The organism is Mesorhizobium atlanticum, from assembly GCF_003289965.1.
In the GTDB taxonomy this organism is placed as follows: Bacteria; Pseudomonadota; Alphaproteobacteria; order Rhizobiales; family Rhizobiaceae; genus Mesorhizobium; species Mesorhizobium atlanticum.
Window position 1 is genome coordinate 330,731 of record NZ_QMBQ01000007.1, and the last position, 19,708, is coordinate 350,438.

Below are 19,708 nucleotides of genomic sequence, written 5' to 3' on the forward strand. Positions count from 1 at the left end.
CGTTTAGCTCATGCCACGACCGTCGCGACCAGCCAGAGCGCCGAACCAAGCATCACCAGTTGCGCCTTGAACCCGCCGCTCTTCTCCGCCGTCCGCCAGACGGCAATGGTAAGGAAGATGTTGTAGGGAACAGGGAGGAAATGCACCGCCAGCACCAGCCAGAGCGGCAGCTTCAATCCAAGCAGGACCAGCGCCAGTGCCGATGAAGCGACGCTCAAGATCGTCCCGACCAGCAGCATGTCGCGCCAGAACAGCCGGTCAAGCGGCGCTTCACCCCTCCAGCGCGTGCGGAAAAAGTCCGTCATCGCCGGGGACCTATTTCTGCCCCAGGACGTCGGTCACGGCCTCTTCGAAGCGTGAGCATTCCCTCACCAGCCAGTCGCTCATGGCCGGCCAGTTGTCCTCGGCATAGCAGTTCACATGCCAAAGTGAATTGATGCCGAGACCTTGCGAGCTCTGCTCGGGCCTGAGCTTCAGCCTGGCCTCGATCGCCGGCTGGAACGGCTTCAGTCGCGACCATGAGTCCGTTGCGCCGAACTTCTCGTTGCGGCCGAAGAAGACGCCGACATGGTTCTGAGCCGGCGCGACATACATCGAAAGGACCAAGGCGAAATCCGGCAACCCGCGCTGCCAGAACCACGGTCCGCGCCTTGCAAGTGTGGCTCTTTCTTGCGGATGCCGCTCGGCGAACAGGGCCCAGAAGCCGCGATGGCGGAATTCCGAGGCACGGCGGCCGCCGAAGTCGAATTCGCTCATGGCCGGCCTCCGGCCACGCGCCTCAGACCATGCCGAGAGCAGCCTTGTAGAGATCGAGGATGGACTCCTCCTCCTGGCGCTCCGCCTGGTCCTTCTTGCGCAGCCGCACGATGGTGCGGATCGCCTTGGTGTCGAAGCCGGTGCCCTTGGCCTCGGCGTAGACGTCCTTGATGTCGTCGGAGATCGTCTTCTTCTCTTCCTCGAGCCGCTCGATGCGCTCGATGATGGTGCGCAGCTGGCCGGCGGCTACAGTCTGGCTGGTCTCGGTGATTTCGTCGGCCATTTTTCTCTCCGCGTCTTCGTGAGCCATGGCGATTCCCGCCACGGCGAATTGGAGCGGGTTCCCTGCCCGAGCGGGCGCGGCGGGTCAAGACACTTGTCGAGCGGCTGTGGACGGCTGCTGTCAGCCGCCCATCAGGCATCGCTCTCCGACCATCATTTGAATGCGATCAAGAGATCCTTCGCGTCGATCTGGTCGCCGGCCTTGACCAGCACCTCGGCGATCTCGCCGTCGCGTTCGGCGTGCAGCGCGGTCTCCATCTTCATCGCTTCGATCGACAAGAGCACGTCGCCTGCCTTGACCGCCTGTCCAGGCGCGACGGCAAGCGCCGACACCACGCCCGGCATCGGTGCGCCGACATGCCCCTCATTGCCGGGCTCGGCCTTGCGGCGCGCCTTGGCGGCGGAAGCGCCATGCGCCCGGTCCGGCACCTTGATGCGGCGCGGCTGGCCGTTGAGCTCGAAGAACACGGTGACCATGCCCTTGTCGTCGACGTCGCCGAACGCCTGGCAGCGAACCACCAGCGTCTTGCCCTTCTCGATGTCGAGGAAGATCTCGTCTTCCGACTTCATGCCGTAGAAATAGGTCGGCGTCGGCAGCACGCTCACCGGCCCATAGGTCTCCTGCGCGGCGGCGAAATCGGTGAACACCTTCGGATACATCAGCCAGGAAGCGAACTCATACTCCGAGAGCTTGCGCTCGAGTTTCGTCTCGATGTCCTTGCGGCTTGCCTGGAGGTCGGCGGGTTTCAGCAGCGAGCCGGGCCTGACCGTGATCGGCTTCTCGCCCTTCAGCGCCTTCTTCTGCAGCGCCGCCGGCCAGCCGCCGGGCGACTGGCCGAGATCGCCGCGCAGCATCGACACGACCGAATCCGGGAAGGCGATGTCCTTGGCCGGGTTCTCGACATCGGCGACGGTGAGGTCCTGGCTGACCATCATGAGCGCCATGTCGCCCACCACCTTGGACGACGGCGTCACCTTGACGATGTCGCCGAACATCAGATTGACGTCGTGATAGGCCTGCGCGACCTCATGCCACCGCGTCTCGAGGCCAAGCGAGCGGGCCTGCTCCTTGAGGTTGGTGAACTGGCCGCCCGGCATCTCGTGCAGATAGACCTCCGATGCCGGCCCCTTGAGATCGCTTTCGAAGGCGGCGTACTGGTTGCGCACCGCTTCCCAATAGAAGGAGATGTGGCGGATCCATTGCGGGTCGAGACCGGGATCGCGCTCGGTGCCCTTCAGCGCCTCGACGATGGAGCCGAGGCAGGGCTGCGAGGTGTTGCCGGAGAAGGAATCCATCGCCGCGTCTATGGCGTCCGCGCCGCTCTCCACCGCCGCCAGCACCGTCGCCGCCGAGAGGCCCGACGTGTCATGCGTGTGGAAATGGATTGGCAGGTCGGTCGCTTCGCGCAGCGCCTTGAACAGCACGCGCGCCGCGGCGGGCTTCAGCAGCCCGGCCATGTCCTTGACGGCGATGATGTGGGCGCCGGCCGCTTCCAGTTCTTTGGCCAGCCCGACATAATATTTGAGGTCGTATTTCGCCCGCGCCGGATCGAGGATGTCGCCGGTGTAGCAAATCGCCGCTTCGACGAGCTTGCCCTCGGCGCCGACGGCGTCCATGGCGACGCGCATGTTCTCGACCCAGTTCAGGCAGTCGAAGACGCGGAACAGGTCGACCCCGCCGCTCGCCGCCTGCTTGACGAAATGCTGCACGACATTGTCGGGATAGTTCGTGTAGCCGACGCCGTTGGCGCCGCGCAAAAGCATCTGCAGCAGAAGGTTGGGCGCCGCCTCGCGCACTTTGCTCAGCCGCTCCCAGGGATCCTCGGTGAGGAAGCGCATGGCGACGTCGAAGGTCGCGCCGCCCCAGCATTCCAGCGACAAGAGTTGCGGCAGGGCGCGCGCGTAAGTGCCGGCGATGCCTACGATGTCATACGTGCGCATGCGCGTGGCGAGCAGCGACTGGTGGCCGTCGCGCATCGTCGTGTCGGTGACCAGCACCTGGCGCTGCTCCCGCATCCAGGCCCCGAATTTCTCCGGGCCGAGCGCATCGAGCCGCTGCTTGCTGCCGTCCGGGATGTGGCCGTTGAGATAGGGCACGACAGGTGCGGCGGCGTTCGCCTTCGGCATCGGCCGGCCGCGCGTTTCCGGATGGCCGTTGACGCTGACATCGGCCAGATAGGTGAGCAGCTTGGTGGCGCGGTCCTGTCGCTTCACCTGCTCGAACAGTTCCGGCGTCGTGTCGATGAACTTGGTCGTATAGGAATTGTCGGCGAAGCGCGGGTGGTTGATGATCGCTTCAAGGAAGGTGAGGTTGGTGGCCACACCCCGGATGCGGAACTCGCGCAGCGCCCGGTTCATGCGCGAGATCGCCTCGCCTGGCGTCGGCGCCCAGGCAGTCACCTTTTCGAGCAGCGGATCGTAGAAGCGGGTGATGACCGCGCCCGAATAGGCGGTCCCGCCGTCGAGCCGGATGCCGAAGCCGGCCGCCTCGCGATAGGCGGTGATGCGGCCATAGTCCGGGATGAAATTGTGCTCCGGATCCTCGGTGGTGATGCGGCACTGCAGCGCGTGGCCGTTGAGCCTGATGTCCTTTTGCGCCGGCACGCCCGATTGCTTCGTGCCGATGGCGAAGCCGTCGAGGATGTGAATCTGCGCCTTGACGATGTCGATGCCGGTCACCTGCTCGGTGACGGTGTGCTCGACCTGGATGCGCGGATTGACCTCGATGAAATAGAACTTGCCGGTGTCGGCATCCTGCAGGAACTCGACCGTGCCGGCGCCGATATAGCTGGTCTCGCGCGCGATCTTGAGCGCATAGCCGCAAAGCTCCTGGCGCAGGTCGTCGCCGAGATAGGGCGCCGGCGCGCGTTCCACGACCTTCTGGTTGCGGCGCTGGATCGAGCAGTCGCGCTCGAACAGATGCACCGCATTGCCGTGGGTGTCGCCCAGCACCTGGACCTCGACATGGCGAGCGCGCTCGATCAGCTTTTCGAGATAGACCTCGTCCTTGCCGAAGGCGGCCTTGGCCTCGCGCTTGCCTTCCATCACCTCGCGCGCCAGATCTGCCTCGGCACGGATGGCGCGCATGCCACGGCCGCCACCGCCCCATGAGGCCTTCAGCATCACCGGATAGCCGATCTGCGCGGCGAGCTTCTTGACCTCGTCCATGTCGTCGGGCAGCGGATCCGTTGCCGGCACGACCGGCACGCCGACCTCGATCGCGAGGTTGCGCGCGGCGACCTTGTTGCCCAGCCGGCGCATCGTTTCCGGCTTCGGCCCGATAAAGGTGATGCCGGCCTCAGCACAGGCCTCGGCGAATTCCGGGCTTTCCGACAGCAGGCCGTAGCCGGGATGGATGGCGTCGGCGCCCGACAGCCTGGCAACCCGGATTACCTCCTCGATCGACAGGTAGCTCTCGATCGGGCCCATGTCCTTGGCGAGATGCGGCCCCCGCCCGACCTGGTAGCTTTCATCGGCCTTGAAGCGGTGCAGCGAATATTTGTCCTCCTCCGCCCAGATCGCCACGGTTTTGAGACCGAGCTCATTGGCCGCGCGGAACACGCGGATGGCGATTTCGGACCGGTTGGCGACGAGGATCTTCGTGATTGCCAAGGACTGGGCTCCAGCAGCGTAAGGGAGGTGAACGGCGCAATGATTAACGTGAAAATGCTGCAGCGCAAACAAATTTGCGCGACAGCTAAAACGATTTAAATCGTTTGTTTGCGGCAGGCGCGTCGTTGTTGCTCCTCCGCCGGTCTGCCGCGGGCGGCAGAGCGCGTTCCGGGTGGAACTTCCGGCGGCCGCGGCCGCGCAAACAAAAATGCCCGGCGCAAGCGCCGGGCATCCGTTGCAAGTCGGCTTTTATTTGCCGGCTTATTTCTCGAAGTAGCTGTACTTGCCGTCGTCACCCTTCTTCCATTCGTAGATGACGTAGTCCGGACGGGTGATGTCGCCCTTGGAGTCATAACCGATCTCGCCGATGGCCGTCTTCCAGGGACCGCCAGACTTGATGATCTCGGCAACCTTCTGCGCATCGTCGGCCGAGCCGGCCTTGGCGATGGCCTGCGAGATGATCTGCACGGCAGCGTAGGAGTAGAGCGTGTAGGCTTCCGGCTCGAAGCCGGCGGCGCGGAACTTCTCCACCACTTCCTTTGCGGCCGGATTCTTGCGCGGATCCGGAGCGAAGGTGTTGAGCGTGCCGGCAACCGCGTCACCCGCGATCGAGGCCAGTTCGTTGGAGACGATGCCGTCGCCCGAGAACAGCGGCGCCTTCAGGCCCTGGTCGGCCGACTGACGGATGATCAGGCCGGCTTCCGTGTGCAGGCCGCCCCAGTAGATCAGGGTGACGCCGCTTTCCTTCATCTTGGCGATAAGGGCCGAGAAGTCCTTGTCGCCGACATTCACGCCTTCATACAGCACTTCCTTGATGCCGTTGGCGTTGAGGTTCTTCTTGGTCTCATCCGCGAGGCCCTGGCCGTAAGGCGTCTTGTCGTGGATGATGGCGATCTTGGCATCCTTGAAGTTCTTGGCGATGTAGTCGCCCGCCACCTTACCCTGCTGGTCGTCGCGACCGCAGGTACGGAAGGTGTTCCACAGGCCGCGCTCGGTGAGCTTCGGATTGGTCGCGGCCGGGGTCATGACGAGGATGCCGTTCTCGGCATAGACTTCCGACGCGGGGATGGTCACGCCCGAGTTGAAGTGGCCGTCGACGAACTTGACGCCGTCGGCGACGAACTTGTTGGCGACCGAGATGCCCTGCTTGGGGTCGGAGACGTCGTCGCCGATCTCGAGCTTGAGCTGCTGGCCATTGACGCCGCCCGCCGCGTTGATGTCGGCGACAGCCTGTTCCGCACCCTTCTGCAGCTGTGCGCCGAAGGCGGCGTTCGGGCCGGTGATCGGACCGGCGACGCCGATCAGGATGTCGGCCCACGCGCTGCCGCTGAACGCGATGAACGCGGTCAGCGCAACGGCGGACAAGAGTGATTTTTTCATTGAAACGCTCCCATTTACGGAGTGGGCGTGGATGATACTTTCATGCGATGCCCACCCTTATCGCAGAAAGCATAGAATGCCGATTTTCAGGCACTTGTCACGCCGATTCGTCCCTGAAGCGGCGTAATGGTGAACGTCAACCTTTCGGCTTCCAGCTTAACAACGAAGCTCTTTCGTAGAGCCAGTTATACTGTGTGACCATTTGGTTGGTGCGCGTGTATTGATAGCCCAGGAAGCCAAGGATCATCAGCACGATGGTGTCGACGATATAGTAATGCAGGGAGAACATCGTGCCGTCGAACAGCGCGTGATGGATGAATCGGATGCCGATGCCGAGCCCCAGCATATAGAAGAACAGCTGAACGTGGCTGCTCCAGGTCTGAGCGGCGGCCTTGCCGGTCATCCACGCCGCCCAGCCGCCAAGCAGGCAGGTGACGAACAGGAACTGCCAGATCGAGGCTTCTTCGTAGATAATGCCCATAGTGAAGACTCCTCTTAGTGATGTCCGCCCTCGAGATAGGCGGCGCGCACTTCCGGATTGGCGAGCAGTTCCTTGCCGGTGCCGCTCATCGTCACATTGCCGTTGACCATGACATAGCCGCGCGTGGCGAGCTTGAGCGCGCCGAAGGCGTTCTGCTCGACCAGGAACACGGTCAACCCTTGCGACTTGTTCAATTCGCGGATGGCGTCGAAGATCTGCTTGACGATCAACGGTGCGAGACCCAGCGACGGCTCGTCGAGCAATAGAAGCTTCGGCCGCGCCATCAGCGCGCGGCCGATCGACAGCATCTGCTGCTCGCCGCCCGACAGCGTGCCGCCGCGCTGGCCGATACGTTCCTTCAGTCGCGGGAACAGAGCGAACACCTTCTCGACGTCCTCTTCGTAATGCTTAAGGTTGTCGAGGCTGGCGCCCATCTGGAGGTTTTCCATCACCGTCATGCGCGGGAAGATGCGGCGTCCTTCCGGCGACTGGGCAACGCGCAGGCGGGCGATCTCATGCGTCGGCATCTGGGTGATGTCGGTGCCGGCGAAGGTGATGGTGCCCGCGCGAGCGCGCGGAGCTCCAAAAATCGTCATCATCAATGTCGACTTGCCGGCGCCGTTGGCGCCGATCAGCGCCACGATCTCACCCTGGTTGACCTGCACGTTGACGCCATTGAGCGCCCGGATGTTGCCGTAATAAGTCTCGACGCCCTTGATATCGAGCAGCGTTGTGCCGGCCATTATTTGTCCCCTCCACGCTTGCCCGATGTGGGCTTGGCCGCTGCTTGAGTGCCTTTCGAAGCGCTGTCGGCTTTTGCGGCTGGAGCCTTGGCGGCCGGCTTCTTAGGCGCCACTTTCGCAGCGCTGGATTTCGCGGCCGGTTTGGCTGCCGGTTGGGGGTTGCTGGCGATTGACGCGGCGCGCGCGTCGACCTGCGCCGCTTTCGAAGCGCCCTTCGACACCGTGACCCGTTCGCCCTCGTCAGCGTGTTCGACGGAGTCGGAAACCGGCCCCGCCATCATCGAAGCGGAATTGCCAGGGCCATGCGCGGAGTCGGGGCCCGTATCGAGCTGCTCGATGACATCCTCGTCGCCGACTTCGGTCAGCACCTCTTCCACTTCCTCGTCGTCGACGCCGAGATAGGCGGCGATGACGCGCGGGTCGGTGCGGACCGTCTGCGGACTGCCGTCGGAGATCTTGCGGCCGTATTCGAGCACGACGACATGATCGGAGATCTGCATGACCACCGACATATCGTGCTCGATCAACAGGATCGACGTGCTGTTTTTGATGTCCATCAAGAGTTCGTTGAGCGCCGCCGACTCTCTCGGATTGAGACCGGCGGCCGGCTCGTCGAGGCACAGAAGCTCGGGACCCGTGCACATGGCGCGCGCGATCTCCAGACGTCGCTGCGCGCCGTAGGGCAGGTCGCCCGCCGGGTCGTCGGCGCGGTCGACGAGATCGGCCTTTTCCAGCCAATGCCTGGCCAGCTCGATCGATTCGGCCGAGGCCTGGCGATAGCTCGGAAAGCCGAACAGGCCAAGGAAGGTGTAGCCCGAGGCCTTCATCAGCTTGTTGTGCTGGGCCACCAGCAGGTTTTCGAGCAGCGTCATGCCCGAGAACAGGCGGATGTTCTGGAAGGTGCGAGCGACGTTGGCGCGTGCCGGGATCTCGTGATTGGGCAGGCGCTCCAAGAGGTAGGTCGAGCCGTCACGTTTGTTGAGCGTGATCATGCCCTCGGTAGGCTTGTAGAAGCCGGTGATGCAGTTGAACACCGTTGTCTTGCCGGCGCCGTTCGGACCGATCAGCGCGGTGATCTCGCCGCGCCTGGCCTGGAACGACAGGTCGCCGATGGCGACCAGGCCGCCGAACTTCATCGACAGATGCTCGACCTGCAGGATGAAGTCGCTCGAAGAAGGAGTCGTGTTCATCAGCCGTGGCCCTCCTTGGTGAAGGACCCTGAGACCGCTCTTCGCTCCTTGAGAAAGGCTGTCGGTTCTCGACTGCCGACGAAGCCGCGCGGCTTCCACAGCATGACAATGACCATGGCCATGCCGAACAGCAGCATGCGGTAAAGCTCCGGCGTGAAGTCGGGGCCGAACACGACCTTGAGGAAGCCGAGCTCGCGCAGGATCTCGGTGCCGCCGATCATCACCAGTGCCGCTACCGCGATGCCGCCCAGCGAACCCATACCGCCGAGCACGACGATGGCGAGGATGATCGCCGATTCCAGGAAGACGAAGGATTCAGGACTGACGAAGCCTTGCCGGGCGGCAAAGAACGAGCCGGCAAAGCCGCCGAACATGGCGCCGGTGGCAAAGGCGGTCAGCTTTGTGGTGGTGGTATTGATGCCGAGCGAGCGGCAGGCGATTTCATCCTCGCGCAGCGCTTCCCAAGCGCGGCCCACCGGCAGGCGGCGAAGCCTGATGGTGACGAAGGCGGTGAGGAAGCAGAGCGCCAGGATCAGATAATAGAGGAAGATCTTGTAGTAGGCGCCCGACTGGGCGATGTGCAGCACCTTGGCGATGTAATTCGGGTCAGACACGTTGAACGACATCAGCCCGAAGAATGAGACTTTCGGAATGCCGGAAATGCCGGCCGAGCCGTTGGTCACTTCGCGCCAGTTGATGATCACCAGCCTTATGATCTCCCCGAACGCCAACGTCACAATCGCCAGATAGTCGCCGCGCAACCTGAGCACCGGGAAACCGAGCATGACGCCCCAGAAGGCGGCCATGCAGCCGGCGGCCGGCAGCAGGATCCAGAATGACAGGCCGAAATGCGTGCCGAGCAGCGCATAGGCATAGGCGCCGACGGCATAGAAGGCGACGTAGCCGAGATCGAGCAGGCCGGCGAGGCCGACAACGATGTTCAAGCCCCAGGCCAGCATCACATAGATCAGGATCTGGATGCCGAAATTGTCGACCCATTTAAGCGAACCCTGGAAGCCGAAAGCGAGCACCATCGCGATCGGATAAAGCAGCAACACGACGATGCCGATCTTGTTGAAGTTCTGGCGCACGAAACCAGGTTCCGCCACGACCGCGGGCGCCTTGGCCTTTTCGGCCTTGGCCCGCTCCATCGCCGGCTGCGCGTAGCCGACGTAGAGGAAGCGGCCGACGGCAGTTGCGATAACCACCAGGGCAAGCAGCAGCCAGCGCTGCACCAGGATCAGTTCGTTGCTGATGTTCTGGTCGGTTCTGAGGCCGATAAACAGAACGAACAGCCCAAGCGCGATGGCGCCAGCATAGAGCCCTTCGCGAAAAGCGCGCTGGATGGGAGGGACGACGACGTCGCGCTCCGGGGACACGGTAGCGGCCATGAGGATCAGACCTTTTCGACTTCAGGCCGGCCCAGGATGCCGGAGGGCAGGAAGATGAGCACGATCGCCAGGATCGAGAAGGCGGCGACGTCCTTGTAGTCGATCGAGAAATAGGCCGACCACATGCTCTCGATGAAGCCGATCAAGAGCCCGCCGAGCACGGCGCCCGGCAGCGAGCCGATGCCGCCGAGCACGGCCGCCGTAAAGGCTTTCACGCCCGGCACGAAGCCGTCCGAGAACACCACGACGCCGTAATACATCAGGAACAGCGTGCCGGCGACGGCGGCAAGGGCCGCGCCCATGATGAAGGTGATGGAGATGGTACGGTCGACATCGATGCCGAGCAGCGCCGCCATCTTGCGATCCTGTTCGCAGGCGCGCTGCGCCCGGCCGAGCGCCGTTCTGTTGACGAGGTACCAGAAGATCGCCAGCAGCACCGCCGTCACCAGCACGATGATGATCTGCTTCAGCGAGATGCTGATGCCGTCGATCGTGTAGACCTGGCTGACCAGCGGCGGGATCGGCTTGTTGCGCGGACCCTGCGTGACCTGCACGAAGTTGGAAAGCGCGATCGACATGCCGATGGCGGTGATCAGCGGCGCCAGCCGGAACGAACCGCGCAGCGGCCGGTAGGCCACCTTCTCGATCGTCCAGTTGTAGAGGCTGGTCAGAAGCATCGCCACGATCATCATGATCAGAAGCGCCACCACGACCGGCACCGAATAGAACAATGCGCCGAGGATCAGGAAGACGATGAGCGCGGTGAAGGCGCCGACCATGAAAATGTCGCCATGGGCGAAATTGATCATGCCGATGATGCCGTAGACCATCGTGTAGCCGATCGCGATCAGCCCATAGATAGATCCCAGCGTCAGCCCATTGATAAGCTGCTGGACGAAGTACTGCATATTTATGCGGCTCCCCTGGAATGTCGCCCGTTTCCGGATCGCACTCCTTTTCGTATTTCCCCTAGTCGTAAAGTTTCGAGCCCGGATTGCAACGTGATTTTTCAATCGCTCTGCGTGGTTTGGAAGCACGCGGTCCGATTGCCCGTTTTTTCACACCCGACCCCTGGACTATCGCGGACCCTAGCATTGGCACAACGCAATGTCTTTGACGATTCAACCCTATGATGGGCCTCCTTTCGAAGAAATCAGCGTCAAAATAAGTTGATGAGAAGAATCCTTGCGCAAACCGAAGCGGCCAGTTTCCCGCCGCCGCACATTCCGCAGGGTCAGGATTCCGTCATCTGCGACGGGCATATGACGGTGCGGAGCCCTTCGCCCGAGGGCGCCGCGCCACGACGGAAAAGCCTTTGAGCGAAATCTCAGTAAGCAGAGCCTCCTTCTCCATTCAGGCTGTGCTTTTCAGTGCCTTCGAGCGGCGGATTGAAGACACTCACCAGCACCATGTCGCCGGCGCTGTCGGCGCGCAGGAAATGGTCGTCATGGGCATCGAGGACATAGACCGTGCCCGGCTCGACGCGATGGACGGTGCCGGTCATATCCTCGACCTCGCCGCTGCCGGAGATGCAGTAGCAGGCCTCCAGGTGCCGCCGGTACTGCAGTCGCGATTCGCTGCCGGCGCGCACCACCGTGTGACATATGGTGAAGCCCATGCCGTCCTGCTGTGTCAGCAGCCGATGGCTGGTGCCATTCCCCCAATCGACGAAGAAGTCAGTTTTTTCTACATCAGCCAATTGTCTGGTGAACATTGTTGTCTTTCCACGAAACCAGGTTTGAGAAGCGGCGGCGCGCCGCGAATTCGGCAGCTGGCATCGACTTTTTGGTCTCGGCCGGTTAGATTTTGCGCCGTCGGCCCAGATCAATGACTCAGGTCGAATCGTGCTTCAAATGATGGATTTTGGCATTTTTTGTTAGAGAATTTTACAGATGGACTATCTGCCGCTGAATGCGATCCGGGCCTTTGAGGCGACCGCTCGCCATCTCAGTTTCTCCGCGGCCGGCGAGGAGCTTCACGTCACCCACCCTGCCATCAGCCACCAGATCAGGCGGCTGGAGGAATGGCTCGGCGTCGCATTGTTTCATCGCGGCGCCCGCAAGGTGCGCCTGACGGAGGCCGGGCTGATCCTGCAGGCGTCCGCCGGCGCGGCGCTGACGGAGTTGGGCGCGACCTGCCGCCGCATTCGCAGAAACGCCGCCCAGGCATCGCTGTCGGTGGGTTGCATTCCCTCCATCGCCAGCCGCTGGCTGGTGCCGCGCCTGTCGGATTTCACGGCACGCCATTCCGAGATCGCGATCCGTGTGGCCTACGCCAAGGCCGAAGATCGGCTCGAAGACGACAACGACATCCTGATCACGCTCGGCGCCGATCCCTCGCCGCATGTCACGAGCCTCAAGCTGTTTTCCCGCATAAGCCGGCCTGCCTGCAGTCCGCACTATCTTGCGCGCAAGGGGCCGCTGGAAACGGCGGCGGCCATCGCGGCGGCGGACCTGTTGCACGACGAGACACGCCAGGGCTGGCAGGAATGGTTTTCCAAGGCCGGGGTCGAAGGGCGCGAAGTCGGGAGCGGCCCGGTTTTTGCCGATTTCAACATACTGGCGACGGCGGTCATTGCCGGCCACGGCGTGGCATTGTGCCCGGTCGAGGTGTTTCGCGAAGAGCTCAGGCGCGGCGACCTCGTCGTCCTCTCCGATATCTCTACCGACGACGACAAGGGTTATTTCCTGACGATGTCGGCGCAACCCTCGTCTGCCGAGGCCAGGTTCGCCGAATGGTTCCGCGATCAGGTTTCGGTCAAGGCCGAGGCCTGACCGCAAGCCGGCTGGAGATTCCGGCTGACGATCACGTCACGATGAAGCCGTGCGCGAACGGATCGCGGTCGTCGATGAAGATGGTGTTGAGCCCGGTCATCCGCGCCCAGCCGCCGATCGAGGGAATGATCGCCGGCTTGCCGGCAACGGAAACCTCTTTTTCGACTCTGCCCTTGAACAGCGAGCCGATGATCGATTCGTGGATAAAACTGTCGCCTTCCTTGAGCTTGCCCTTGGCATGAAGCTGCGCCATCCGCGCCGAGGTGCCGGTGCCGCAGGGCGAGCGATCGATCGCCTTGTCGCCATAGAACACCGCGTTGCGCGCATCGGCCTCAGCGTTCCTCGGCTTGCCTGTCCACAGCATGTGCGAGAGCCGGTTGATGCCGGGATTCTCCGGATGCACGAAGGAATATTTCTCGTTGAGGCGCTGCCGCACGACGGGGCTCCAGGCGATGAGGTCGCCGGCCGTGTAATCGGCCATGTCCCGGTAGTTCTTCTGCGGCTCCACGATGGCGTAGAAATTGCCGCCATAGGCGACATCGATGCTGATCTCTCCCAGCACCGGGCATTCGACGGTCAGGCCTTCGGCATAGAGGAAGGAGGGTACGTTGGTGATGCGCACCTCCTCGACATATTCGCCGACCTGTTTGTATTCTGCGATGACCAGTCCGGCAGGCGTGTCGAGCCTGAGCACGCCCGGCGTTTTCGGCTTCACCAGCCCGTGCTCGATGGCCATCGTGACGGTGCCGATGGTGCCGTGGCCGCACATCGGCAGGCAGCCTGACGTCTCGATGAACAGGATGGCGATATCGCAATCCTCGCGCGTCGGTGGGTAGAGGATCGAGCCCGACATCACGTCATGGCCACGCGGCTCGAACATCAGCCCGGTGCGGATCCAGTCATATTCGGCCAAAAAATGCGCCCGCCGCTCCATCATCGTCGAGCCCTCGAGCAAGGGCCCCCCGCCGGCGACAAGACGCACCGGATTGCCGCAGGTGTGGCCGTCGATGCAGAAGAAGGATTTCTTGGCCATGGTTGCTCTCTTGTTGTCAGAACCGTTGCGGGCGGAAAGGGCTGAGGTCGAGCGGCGGAGTCTGCCCGAGAACGAGATCGCGGATCAAGCGGCCGGTCGCCGCCGACTGGGTAAGGCCGAGATGGCCGTGGCCGAACGCGTAAAAGACATTCGGCGCGCGCGCCGCGCCGATCACCGGCAGCGAGTCCGGCAGCGACGGGCGATAGCCCATCCACTCGCGACCGCCCGACGGGTCGAGTCCGGGCAGGAAACGTTTTGCTTTTTCCAGCATGGCCTTGGAACGGGCGAAGTTAGGCGGCCGGTCGATGCCGCCGAGCTCGACGGCGCCGCCGACGCGCAGGCCCGTCTGCAGCGGCGTGATGACGAAGCCATGCCCGGAAAAGATCAGCTGCCGCTTCACGTCGAAGGCCGACGCCGGCAGCGTCGTGTTGTAGCCGCGCTCGGTTTCGAGCGGGATGCGGTCGCCGAGGACCCTTGCCAGCAGATGCGACCAGGCTCCGGCGGCGATCACAAGCTGGCTTGCCTTTCGCCGCGTGCCCTCGGCCAGCACGATCGTGGCGCCGCTTGCGCCTGCCTCCACGCGTTCGACCCGCGCATGCTCGAAACGGGCGCCAAGCTTTTCCGCATAGGCCCAGACCGCCTTGCCGAGCAGCATCGGATCGGCGACCGTCTTCCAGCCCGGCACGAAGGTGCCCTTGACGAAGCGCGGCGAAAGACCCGGCTGCAGCGCGGCCATCTCTTCGCCCTCGACATGGCGGAAGCCGATGCCGAAACGCTGGCGCTCGGCCCAGCCAGGCAGCGAGGCGCGGAATTCCGCCTCGCTCTCATAGAATTCCAGCGAACCGTCCTCGCGCAGCATCGGCCGCGTGCCGGAGCGGTCGAGCAGGCCCATCCATTCGGCTTCGGCGAGCTTCATCATGCCCACCTGCGCCGCCAGGCTCGCTTCGTAATGCTTCGCCGCGCCCGCCCGCCAGAAGCGGATCAGCCAGGGCAGGAGTTTCGGCAGATAGGCCGGCGGAATGGCCAACGGCCCGAGCGGATCGGCGAGCCATTTCGGCAATTGCCGGATCATCCCCTTATGCGCCAGCGGCAGCACGTCGGAGAAGGCGAAGGCGGCGGCATTGCCGGAACTCGTCTCCTCGCAGATGCCGGTACGGTCGAAGACGGTGACGCTGCGCCCCGCCTCGGACAGGAAGGCCGCGGCGCAGATGCCGAGAATGCCGCCGCCGATGATGACGACGTCTTCCCCTTCTCCCCGATCGCGGTGAGAAGGGGCCCGAAGGGCGGATGAGGGGCGGCGCCCGTCCTCGGAATTTTCCTGCACGTGAAGGCTGTCCCTTATTCGGCTGCCGCCGGCCTGTCGGTCGATCGAGGAGACGTCTGGAGCGACGGCAGCGTTGGCCGCACCGCCAGCGCATCCCGCACGATCTTCTCGACCGCCTTGCGGCGTTCGCCGGAGAGTGGCTGGCGCGGCATGCGCACGCGGTCATTGGTACCGATCGCCAGCACTTCGGCAAGCTTGATGTTTTGGACCAGATAGGTCGAGACATCGAGGTCGAGCAAGGGGCGGAACCAGCGGTAGATCGCCAGCGCCTCTTCGCGACGGCCCTCTCTCATCAGCTGATAGATCGCGACGGTCTCGCGCGGGAAGGCGGTGACCAGGCCGGCGACCCAGCCGATGGCGCCCACCGACAGCGCCTCGAAGGCAAGGTTGTCGACGCCGGTGAAGAGGTCGTAGCGGTCGCCGAGCCGGTTGATGATCTCGGTCGAGCGGCGGATGTCGTCGGAGGACTCCTTGATGGCGACGAAGCGCTTGTCGGACGCCAACTCCTCCATCAGGTCGACGGTGACGTCGACGCGATAGGCGAGCCGGTTGGAATAGATCATCACCGGCAGGTCGCCGGCTTCCGCGACGGCACGCAGGGCGGCGACTGTCTCTTGCTGGTCGGTGTGGTAGATCGGGCTCGGCACCACCATCAGGCCGTCGGCGCCTTCCCTGGCGGCGCGGCACGCGATGCTCGCCGCCTCGCGGGTGCCGGGCTCGTTGACGGTCAAAAGCACCGGCTTCTTGCCAGCCACTTTCTGCGCCGTCTTCAGCACCTCGATCTTCTCGTCAGGCGACAGCATGGGGCCTTCGCCCAGCGAACCGCAGACAATGATGCCGTCGCAGCCGGCCTCCATCTGCAGCCCGTAGCAGCGCTCCATCTCGGCATGGTCGAGGCGGTCGTCGGCGGTGAATTTGGTTGTGACGGCTGGGAAAACTCCGGTCCACATGGCTTGTCTCTCCTCTGATATATCAGTCATATATCTATTAAGAATTGGCGTGTCAACGCTGAATCCGCTATGATATATGAAAAATATATCAGGAGCCTGTCATTGATCTCCCCTCTGATATCCGCTGAGGCGAACGCCCCCTTCGAGCCGGCCGCGACCAAGGCCTATCGCGCACTGGAGCACATGATCGTCACGCTCGAGCTGGCGCCGTCCAGTTTCGTCACCGAAGGCGCGCTGATCGATCGCCTGGGTCTCGGACGCACCCCGGTGCGGGAGGCAATCCAGAGGCTGGCCTGGGAAGGGCTTCTCGACATAAGGCCCCGCGCCGGCATCGCGGTCGCGCCGCTTCACGCCAGCGACTGGCTGCGCGTCCTCGATGCCAGGCGCGGCATCGAGGTTGTACTCGCCCGCTCGGCCGCCCGCTTCGTCACCCGCGAGGCCGCCGACCTGTTTCACGAGGCGGCTTTGGCCATGCAGAAGGCGGTCATCTCGGGCAACGTGCTTGCCTTCATCCAGGCCGACAAGGCGCTCGACGAAGCGCTGGCCATCGCCGCCGACAATCCCTTCGCGGCGCGGGTGGCCGCCCCCCTGCAGAGCCACAGCCGCCGCTTCTGGTTCCGCTACAAGGCCGACACCGGCCTCGCCGAATCGGCCGAGCATCACGTCGCACTGATCCGCTCGATCCTCGACGGCGACGAGGAAGGCGCCGCCAAGGACACCAAGAAGCTGATGGCGCTGCTGCGCTCCCACGCCGAGGTCGCCGCCACGCGTTGAGCAGGGCAGTACCTGCTCGAGGCCATCCTCAGCCGCCCGGCTGCCCGACCGCGGTCGCCAGCGTGTCTTCCCACCCTTCGCCGGCGGCCAGGATACAGCTTTGGCCTTTGACGTCGGTCATCAGGATAGTCCAGGTTCCGCTTGCCGAGACGAACACCTCGAAGATGGCGGCTTGACCGGCCACGCCGTAGCCCAGCCGCTTCTCCTCGAATGCTTCCGCCAGCCTCGTGACAAGATAGTCATGGCCGCCGCAGATGACTTGCGCCCGCGCCGGAACAGCCGACAGCGGCATCAGGGCGCCAACGGCTGCAAGCTTGATCCATCGAAACGAAAAAGCGCGTGCCATGGGGCACCTCCTTCGCCTTCGCATTCCGGCGAGGGAGGCACATTCGGCCGCCTCAGTCCGCCGGAAGGCACCAGGCCGGATTCGACGTTTTCATCACGTCACTCCTTCTGGTTTCCGGTCTGTCCTGGGGAGATCATCACTCCTTGGATTCGATATGGTGAAGCGTCGCGTCGTAAACAAGCGGCGCGTTGTGAAGCGCTGGCCATCGCCGCCGACAACCCCCTTCGTGTCGCCGCGACCAAGTCGCGGTGAGGCGATCGATCAGCCTTCGGCAGGCTCCTTCCCAGCCGCCCACTTCAACAGGGCATCCAGAGCCGGGCACAGCGCCTGCCCCCAGTCGGTCAGACAGTATTCGACCTTAGGCGGCACCTGGTGATGGACGATGCGGCGGACGATGCCGTCGGCTTCCATCTGCCTGAGTTGCTGGATCAGCATCTTTTGTGAGATCGCGGGAATGGCGCGCTCGAGGTCGGAGAAGCGCAGCACCTTGCCGCCGAACAGGTGAAACAGGATCACCAGCTTCCACCGGCCTTCGAGAATGCGCAGCACGTTCTCGACGCCGATCGCCGCGGATGAAGGCGTCAAAGGCTCCGGCTTACTCTCGGGTAAGTACCTTACTTTTTCGTCGGTTCTTGTCATTTCTACAGCATAGCTCATCTTAGCGGCCGACAACAGCCGCCTCCTCCCACAAACGGCGGCATCCAATCGGAGACAAACCGTGACTGTGACCCTTCCTGCGCCGCTGGCGGATTATTTCGTCGCCAACAACCGCCACGACATCGACGCGATGCTCGCGCCTTTCACGCTGGACGCCATCGTCAAGGACGAAGGCGAGACCCATCGCGGAACCGAAGCGATCCGCCGGTGGATGCAAAGCACGACCGACAAATATCACGCGAAAGTGGAGGTGAAGGAGGCCAGTGTCACAGCCAACGCATGGCGGATCGCCGGCATCGTCTCCGGAGATTTCCCCGGCAGTCCGATAACGCTCCACTACAATTTCACGCTGGGCGGCGACCGGATCGCGAAACTGGAGATTGGCCTATGACCATCCGGCAGACATTTGCGATCGATGACCAGGAGTTCCGGGGCAAGCGCGTGCTGGTCACCGGCGGCACCAAAGGCGCAGGCGAAGCTATCGTTCGCCGGCTTGCCGCGGCAGGCGCAAGGGTCGCGACGACGGCCCGTTCGCCCGACGCCGGATCACCGGCAGAACTCTTCGTGCAAGCTGACGTCGCCACTCTCGACGGTGCGGCAAATGTCGCCGCCGCCACCATCGACGGACTTGGCGGCATCGACATCGTCATTCACAGCGTTGGCGGGTCGAAAAGCCCAGGCGGCGGATTTGCGGCATTGTCCGACCGGATCTGGCAGGACGAACTCAACCTCAATCTGCTTGCGGCGGTGAGGCTCGACCGATTGCTCGTTCCCGAGATGATCAAGCAGGGATCGGGCGCGATTGTTCACGTTTCGTCGATCCAGCGCCGCCTGCCTTTGCACGAATCCACCATCGCCTATGCGGCGGCAAAGGCTGCGCTCTCGACCTACAGCAAGGCACTATCCAAGGAACTCGGCCCCAAAGGCATCCGCGTCAACGCCGTGGCGCCAGGCTGGATTCACACCACAGCATCGGAAGCCATGGTCAAGCGGCTAGCCGCGCATGCAGGATCCGACGAGGAAACCGCGCGTCAGGGCATCATGGATGCGCTGGGCGGAATCCCGATCGGACGGCCGGCTTGGCCGCAAGAGGTCGCGGAACTGGTGGCTTTCGTAGTTTCGGATCGCGCATCGGCAATCCATGGCGCCGAGTACGTCATCGACGGCGGCACGATCCCGACGGTCTGAACGGCACCTTGCCGTCAGACTCACCGCGGCACAGTCTTCGTTCAAGCGCCCGGCATCGCCGCGGTGATTGTCGGGCTGTCCCAGCCCTCGCCGACGGAGAGCACGCAGCTCTGGCCTTTGGTGTCCGAGGCCAGCACTGTCCAGCTGCCTTGGTCCGAGACGAAGATCTCAAGCACGACGTTCGGATTGATGAGGCCGCGTCCGGCCTCGGTCTCGTGGAACTTGTCGCCCAGCGCCTTGATGATGTCGGCGCGAGCCGCGCATTGCGCCGCCGCTTTTGCCGGCGCGGCTCCAAGGGTGATCGCCGCCGTCGCTAACATTGCCGCCACAACAAATCGTGTCACCTGACACCTCCTCGCGCCAGACGAGAACCCCGGCTGCCACCGGCGCTGTTCGGTTGCCTGCACGCATGGCAGGAATACAGGCTAAGGCGGATACCGGTCTGTTGGTTCCATCACACGGCGATGGAATTTTAGAAGATGCGGATCCTTTCTCGACGTTGCCGATCTTGGAATCAGGCACCTGGGGTTGGACACGGAGCCCGAAAAGCGAGAGGTCGATACAGCACAAAAAAGGAAGCGCGGCTTCGCACCGCGCTTCCTCGAAGTCTCTTAGAAAACCGGCCGGCTAGTTCATCGTCGGGATGACGAACTCGGCGCCGTCCTTGATGCCCGCCCGCGCGCCCGCAGTCACGAAGTGGCGAGGACGCGCAAACAAGAAAACCGGCCGGCTAGTTCATCGTCGGGATGACGAACTCGGCGCCGTCCTTGATGCCCGCCCGCGCGCCCGCAGTCACGAAGTGGCGAGGACGCGCAAACAAGAAAACC

The 19,708-nt window shown here is 63.4% G+C and carries 20 protein-coding genes and 1 pseudogene; 4 read left to right on the forward strand and 17 right to left on the reverse strand.

Features of this window, described 5'->3' with window-relative positions:
• Window positions 1-8: 8 nt before the first annotated feature.
• From DPM35_RS24275 to DPM35_RS24325, 11 genes and pseudogenes are all read right to left on the reverse strand, one after another.
• Window positions 9-305, reverse strand: coding sequence for a hypothetical protein (locus DPM35_RS24275; RefSeq protein WP_112129729.1), 297 nt, complete (start codon window positions 303-305; stop codon window positions 9-11).
• 10 nt (window positions 306-315) lie between these two features.
• Window positions 316-756, reverse strand: a complete 441-nt coding sequence (locus DPM35_RS24280) for a hypothetical protein (protein ID WP_112129730.1) — start codon at window positions 754-756, stop codon at window positions 316-318.
• A gap of 22 nt (window positions 757-778) precedes the next feature.
• Window positions 779-1,039: a DUF2312 domain-containing protein gene (locus DPM35_RS24285; protein WP_040991643.1), complete on the reverse strand. Its 261-nt coding sequence runs from the start codon at window positions 1,037-1,039 to the stop codon at window positions 779-781.
• 152 nt (window positions 1,040-1,191) lie between these two features.
• Entirely contained in the window at window positions 1,192-4,650 is a 3,459-nt protein-coding gene (pyc, locus tag DPM35_RS24290; RefSeq protein WP_112129731.1) for a pyruvate carboxylase, read from the reverse strand.
• 261 nt (window positions 4,651-4,911) lie between these two features.
• Window positions 4,912-6,030 carry a branched-chain amino acid ABC transporter substrate-binding protein gene (locus tag DPM35_RS24295; RefSeq protein WP_112129732.1) on the reverse strand — a complete coding sequence of 373 codons (1,119 nt, stop codon included), beginning with the start codon at window positions 6,028-6,030 and terminating at the stop codon, window positions 4,912-4,914.
• A 136-nt stretch (window positions 6,031-6,166) separates the two neighbouring features.
• Window positions 6,167-6,511, reverse strand: coding sequence for a DUF6867 family protein (locus DPM35_RS24300; protein ID WP_112129733.1), 345 nt, complete (start codon window positions 6,509-6,511; stop codon window positions 6,167-6,169).
• Window positions 6,512-6,525: 14 nt separating this feature from the next.
• Window positions 6,526-7,254, reverse strand: a complete 729-nt coding sequence (locus tag DPM35_RS24305; protein WP_112129734.1) for an ABC transporter ATP-binding protein — start codon at window positions 7,252-7,254, stop codon at window positions 6,526-6,528.
• A 23-nt stretch (window positions 7,255-7,277) separates the two neighbouring features.
• Window positions 7,278-8,444 (reverse strand): annotated as a pseudogene (locus DPM35_RS24310) (ABC transporter ATP-binding protein); the annotation flags it as partial.
• Window positions 8,444-9,835 carry a high-affinity branched-chain amino acid ABC transporter permease LivM gene (gene livM / locus DPM35_RS24315; RefSeq protein ID WP_112129735.1) on the reverse strand — a complete coding sequence of 464 codons (1,392 nt, stop codon included), beginning with the start codon at window positions 9,833-9,835 and terminating at the stop codon, window positions 8,444-8,446. The pseudogene DPM35_RS24310 and the gene livM, both read right to left, overlap by 1 nt.
• A gap of 5 nt (window positions 9,836-9,840) precedes the next feature.
• Window positions 9,841-10,743, reverse strand: coding sequence for a branched-chain amino acid ABC transporter permease (locus DPM35_RS24320; RefSeq protein ID WP_112129736.1), 903 nt, complete (start codon window positions 10,741-10,743; stop codon window positions 9,841-9,843).
• Between the two features lie 419 nt (window positions 10,744-11,162).
• Window positions 11,163-11,549 (reverse strand): ectoine synthase, encoded by a 387-nt coding sequence (locus DPM35_RS24325; RefSeq protein ID WP_112129737.1) that lies wholly within the window; start codon window positions 11,547-11,549, stop codon window positions 11,163-11,165.
• A 178-nt stretch (window positions 11,550-11,727) separates the two neighbouring features.
• Between DPM35_RS24325 and DPM35_RS24330 the strand changes: the two genes are divergently transcribed.
• Complete coding sequence (locus tag DPM35_RS24330; RefSeq protein ID WP_112129738.1) at window positions 11,728-12,609, forward strand: LysR substrate-binding domain-containing protein; 882 nt, start codon at window positions 11,728-11,730, stop codon at window positions 12,607-12,609.
• 31 nt (window positions 12,610-12,640) lie between these two features.
• Here DPM35_RS24330 and DPM35_RS24335 read toward each other — a convergent pair whose 3' ends face one another.
• Genes DPM35_RS24335 through DPM35_RS24345 form a run of 3 tightly spaced genes read right to left on the reverse strand, consistent with a single transcriptional unit; the run spans window position 12,641 to window position 15,916 of the window.
• Window positions 12,641-13,642: a 4-hydroxyproline epimerase gene (locus DPM35_RS24335; protein ID WP_112129739.1), complete on the reverse strand. Its 1,002-nt coding sequence runs from the start codon at window positions 13,640-13,642 to the stop codon at window positions 12,641-12,643.
• A gap of 16 nt (window positions 13,643-13,658) precedes the next feature.
• The gene (locus DPM35_RS24340) at window positions 13,659-14,966 is read right to left on the reverse strand and encodes an NAD(P)/FAD-dependent oxidoreductase (RefSeq protein WP_112129740.1); all 1,308 of its coding nucleotides are present in this window, start codon (window positions 14,964-14,966) and stop codon (window positions 13,659-13,661) included.
• A gap of 14 nt (window positions 14,967-14,980) precedes the next feature.
• Window positions 14,981-15,916, reverse strand: a complete 936-nt coding sequence (locus DPM35_RS24345; RefSeq protein WP_112129741.1) for a dihydrodipicolinate synthase family protein — start codon at window positions 15,914-15,916, stop codon at window positions 14,981-14,983.
• A 69-nt stretch (window positions 15,917-15,985) separates the two neighbouring features.
• On the opposite strand from DPM35_RS24345, the gene DPM35_RS24350 reads away from it, so the two are divergent.
• The gene (locus DPM35_RS24350) at window positions 15,986-16,690 is read left to right on the forward strand and encodes a GntR family transcriptional regulator (RefSeq protein WP_245431626.1); all 705 of its coding nucleotides are present in this window, start codon (window positions 15,986-15,988) and stop codon (window positions 16,688-16,690) included.
• 28 nt (window positions 16,691-16,718) lie between these two features.
• Here DPM35_RS24350 and DPM35_RS24355 read toward each other — a convergent pair whose 3' ends face one another.
• Together DPM35_RS24355 and DPM35_RS24360 are read right to left on the reverse strand one after the other, a co-directional pair.
• Complete coding sequence (locus tag DPM35_RS24355; protein ID WP_112129742.1) at window positions 16,719-17,036, reverse strand: hypothetical protein; 318 nt, start codon at window positions 17,034-17,036, stop codon at window positions 16,719-16,721.
• 261 nt (window positions 17,037-17,297) lie between these two features.
• Window positions 17,298-17,675 carry a winged helix-turn-helix transcriptional regulator gene (locus DPM35_RS24360; RefSeq protein WP_112129743.1) on the reverse strand — a complete coding sequence of 126 codons (378 nt, stop codon included), beginning with the start codon at window positions 17,673-17,675 and terminating at the stop codon, window positions 17,298-17,300.
• Between the two features lie 79 nt (window positions 17,676-17,754).
• Between DPM35_RS24360 and DPM35_RS24365 the strand changes: the two genes are divergently transcribed.
• Entirely contained in the window at window positions 17,755-18,084 is a 330-nt protein-coding gene (locus DPM35_RS24365) for a nuclear transport factor 2 family protein (protein WP_112129744.1), read from the forward strand.
• On the forward strand, window positions 18,081-18,881 hold the full coding sequence (locus tag DPM35_RS24370) for an SDR family oxidoreductase (RefSeq protein WP_112129745.1): 801 nt from the start codon (window positions 18,081-18,083) through the stop codon (window positions 18,879-18,881). Before DPM35_RS24365 ends, DPM35_RS24370 begins: the two co-directional genes overlap by 4 nt.
• A 41-nt stretch (window positions 18,882-18,922) precedes the next feature.
• Here DPM35_RS24370 and DPM35_RS24375 read toward each other — a convergent pair whose 3' ends face one another.
• Window positions 18,923-19,225: a hypothetical protein gene (locus DPM35_RS24375; protein WP_112129746.1), complete on the reverse strand. Its 303-nt coding sequence runs from the start codon at window positions 19,223-19,225 to the stop codon at window positions 18,923-18,925.
• Window positions 19,226-19,708: the final 483 nt, after the last annotated feature.

What these genes read in the sequence shown, in the direction of transcription:
- DPM35_RS24275 (WP_112129729.1), bottom strand. Translation starts at nt 305, where the DNA reads ATGACGGACTTTTTCCGCACGCGCTGGAGGGGTGAAGCGCCGCTTGAC.
- DPM35_RS24280 (WP_112129730.1), bottom strand. Translation starts at nt 756, where the DNA reads ATGAGCGAATTCGACTTCGGCGGCCGCCGTGCCTCGGAATTCCGCCAT.
- DPM35_RS24285 (WP_040991643.1), bottom strand. Translation starts at nt 1,039, where the DNA reads ATGGCCGACGAAATCACCGAGACCAGCCAGACTGTAGCCGCCGGCCAG.
- DPM35_RS24295 (WP_112129732.1), bottom strand. Translation starts at nt 6,030, where the DNA reads ATGAAAAAATCACTCTTGTCCGCCGTTGCGCTGACCGCGTTCATCGCG.
- DPM35_RS24300 (WP_112129733.1), bottom strand. Translation starts at nt 6,511, where the DNA reads ATGGGCATTATCTACGAAGAAGCCTCGATCTGGCAGTTCCTGTTCGTC.
- DPM35_RS24305 (WP_112129734.1), bottom strand. Translation starts at nt 7,254, where the DNA reads ATGGCCGGCACAACGCTGCTCGATATCAAGGGCGTCGAGACTTATTAC.
- livM (WP_112129735.1), bottom strand. Translation starts at nt 9,835, where the DNA reads ATGGCCGCTACCGTGTCCCCGGAGCGCGACGTCGTCGTCCCTCCCATC.
- DPM35_RS24320 (WP_112129736.1), bottom strand. Translation starts at nt 10,743, where the DNA reads ATGCAGTACTTCGTCCAGCAGCTTATCAATGGGCTGACGCTGGGATCT.
- DPM35_RS24325 (WP_112129737.1), bottom strand. Translation starts at nt 11,549, where the DNA reads ATGTTCACCAGACAATTGGCTGATGTAGAAAAAACTGACTTCTTCGTC.
- DPM35_RS24330 (WP_112129738.1), top strand. Translation starts at nt 11,728, where the DNA reads ATGGACTATCTGCCGCTGAATGCGATCCGGGCCTTTGAGGCGACCGCT.
- DPM35_RS24335 (WP_112129739.1), bottom strand. Translation starts at nt 13,642, where the DNA reads ATGGCCAAGAAATCCTTCTTCTGCATCGACGGCCACACCTGCGGCAAT.
- DPM35_RS24345 (WP_112129741.1), bottom strand. Translation starts at nt 15,916, where the DNA reads ATGTGGACCGGAGTTTTCCCAGCCGTCACAACCAAATTCACCGCCGAC.
- DPM35_RS24350 (WP_245431626.1), top strand. Translation starts at nt 15,986, where the DNA reads ATGATATATGAAAAATATATCAGGAGCCTGTCATTGATCTCCCCTCTG.
- DPM35_RS24355 (WP_112129742.1), bottom strand. Translation starts at nt 17,036, where the DNA reads ATGGCACGCGCTTTTTCGTTTCGATGGATCAAGCTTGCAGCCGTTGGC.
- DPM35_RS24360 (WP_112129743.1), bottom strand. Translation starts at nt 17,675, where the DNA reads ATGACAAGAACCGACGAAAAAGTAAGGTACTTACCCGAGAGTAAGCCG.
- DPM35_RS24370 (WP_112129745.1), top strand. Translation starts at nt 18,081, where the DNA reads ATGACCATCCGGCAGACATTTGCGATCGATGACCAGGAGTTCCGGGGC.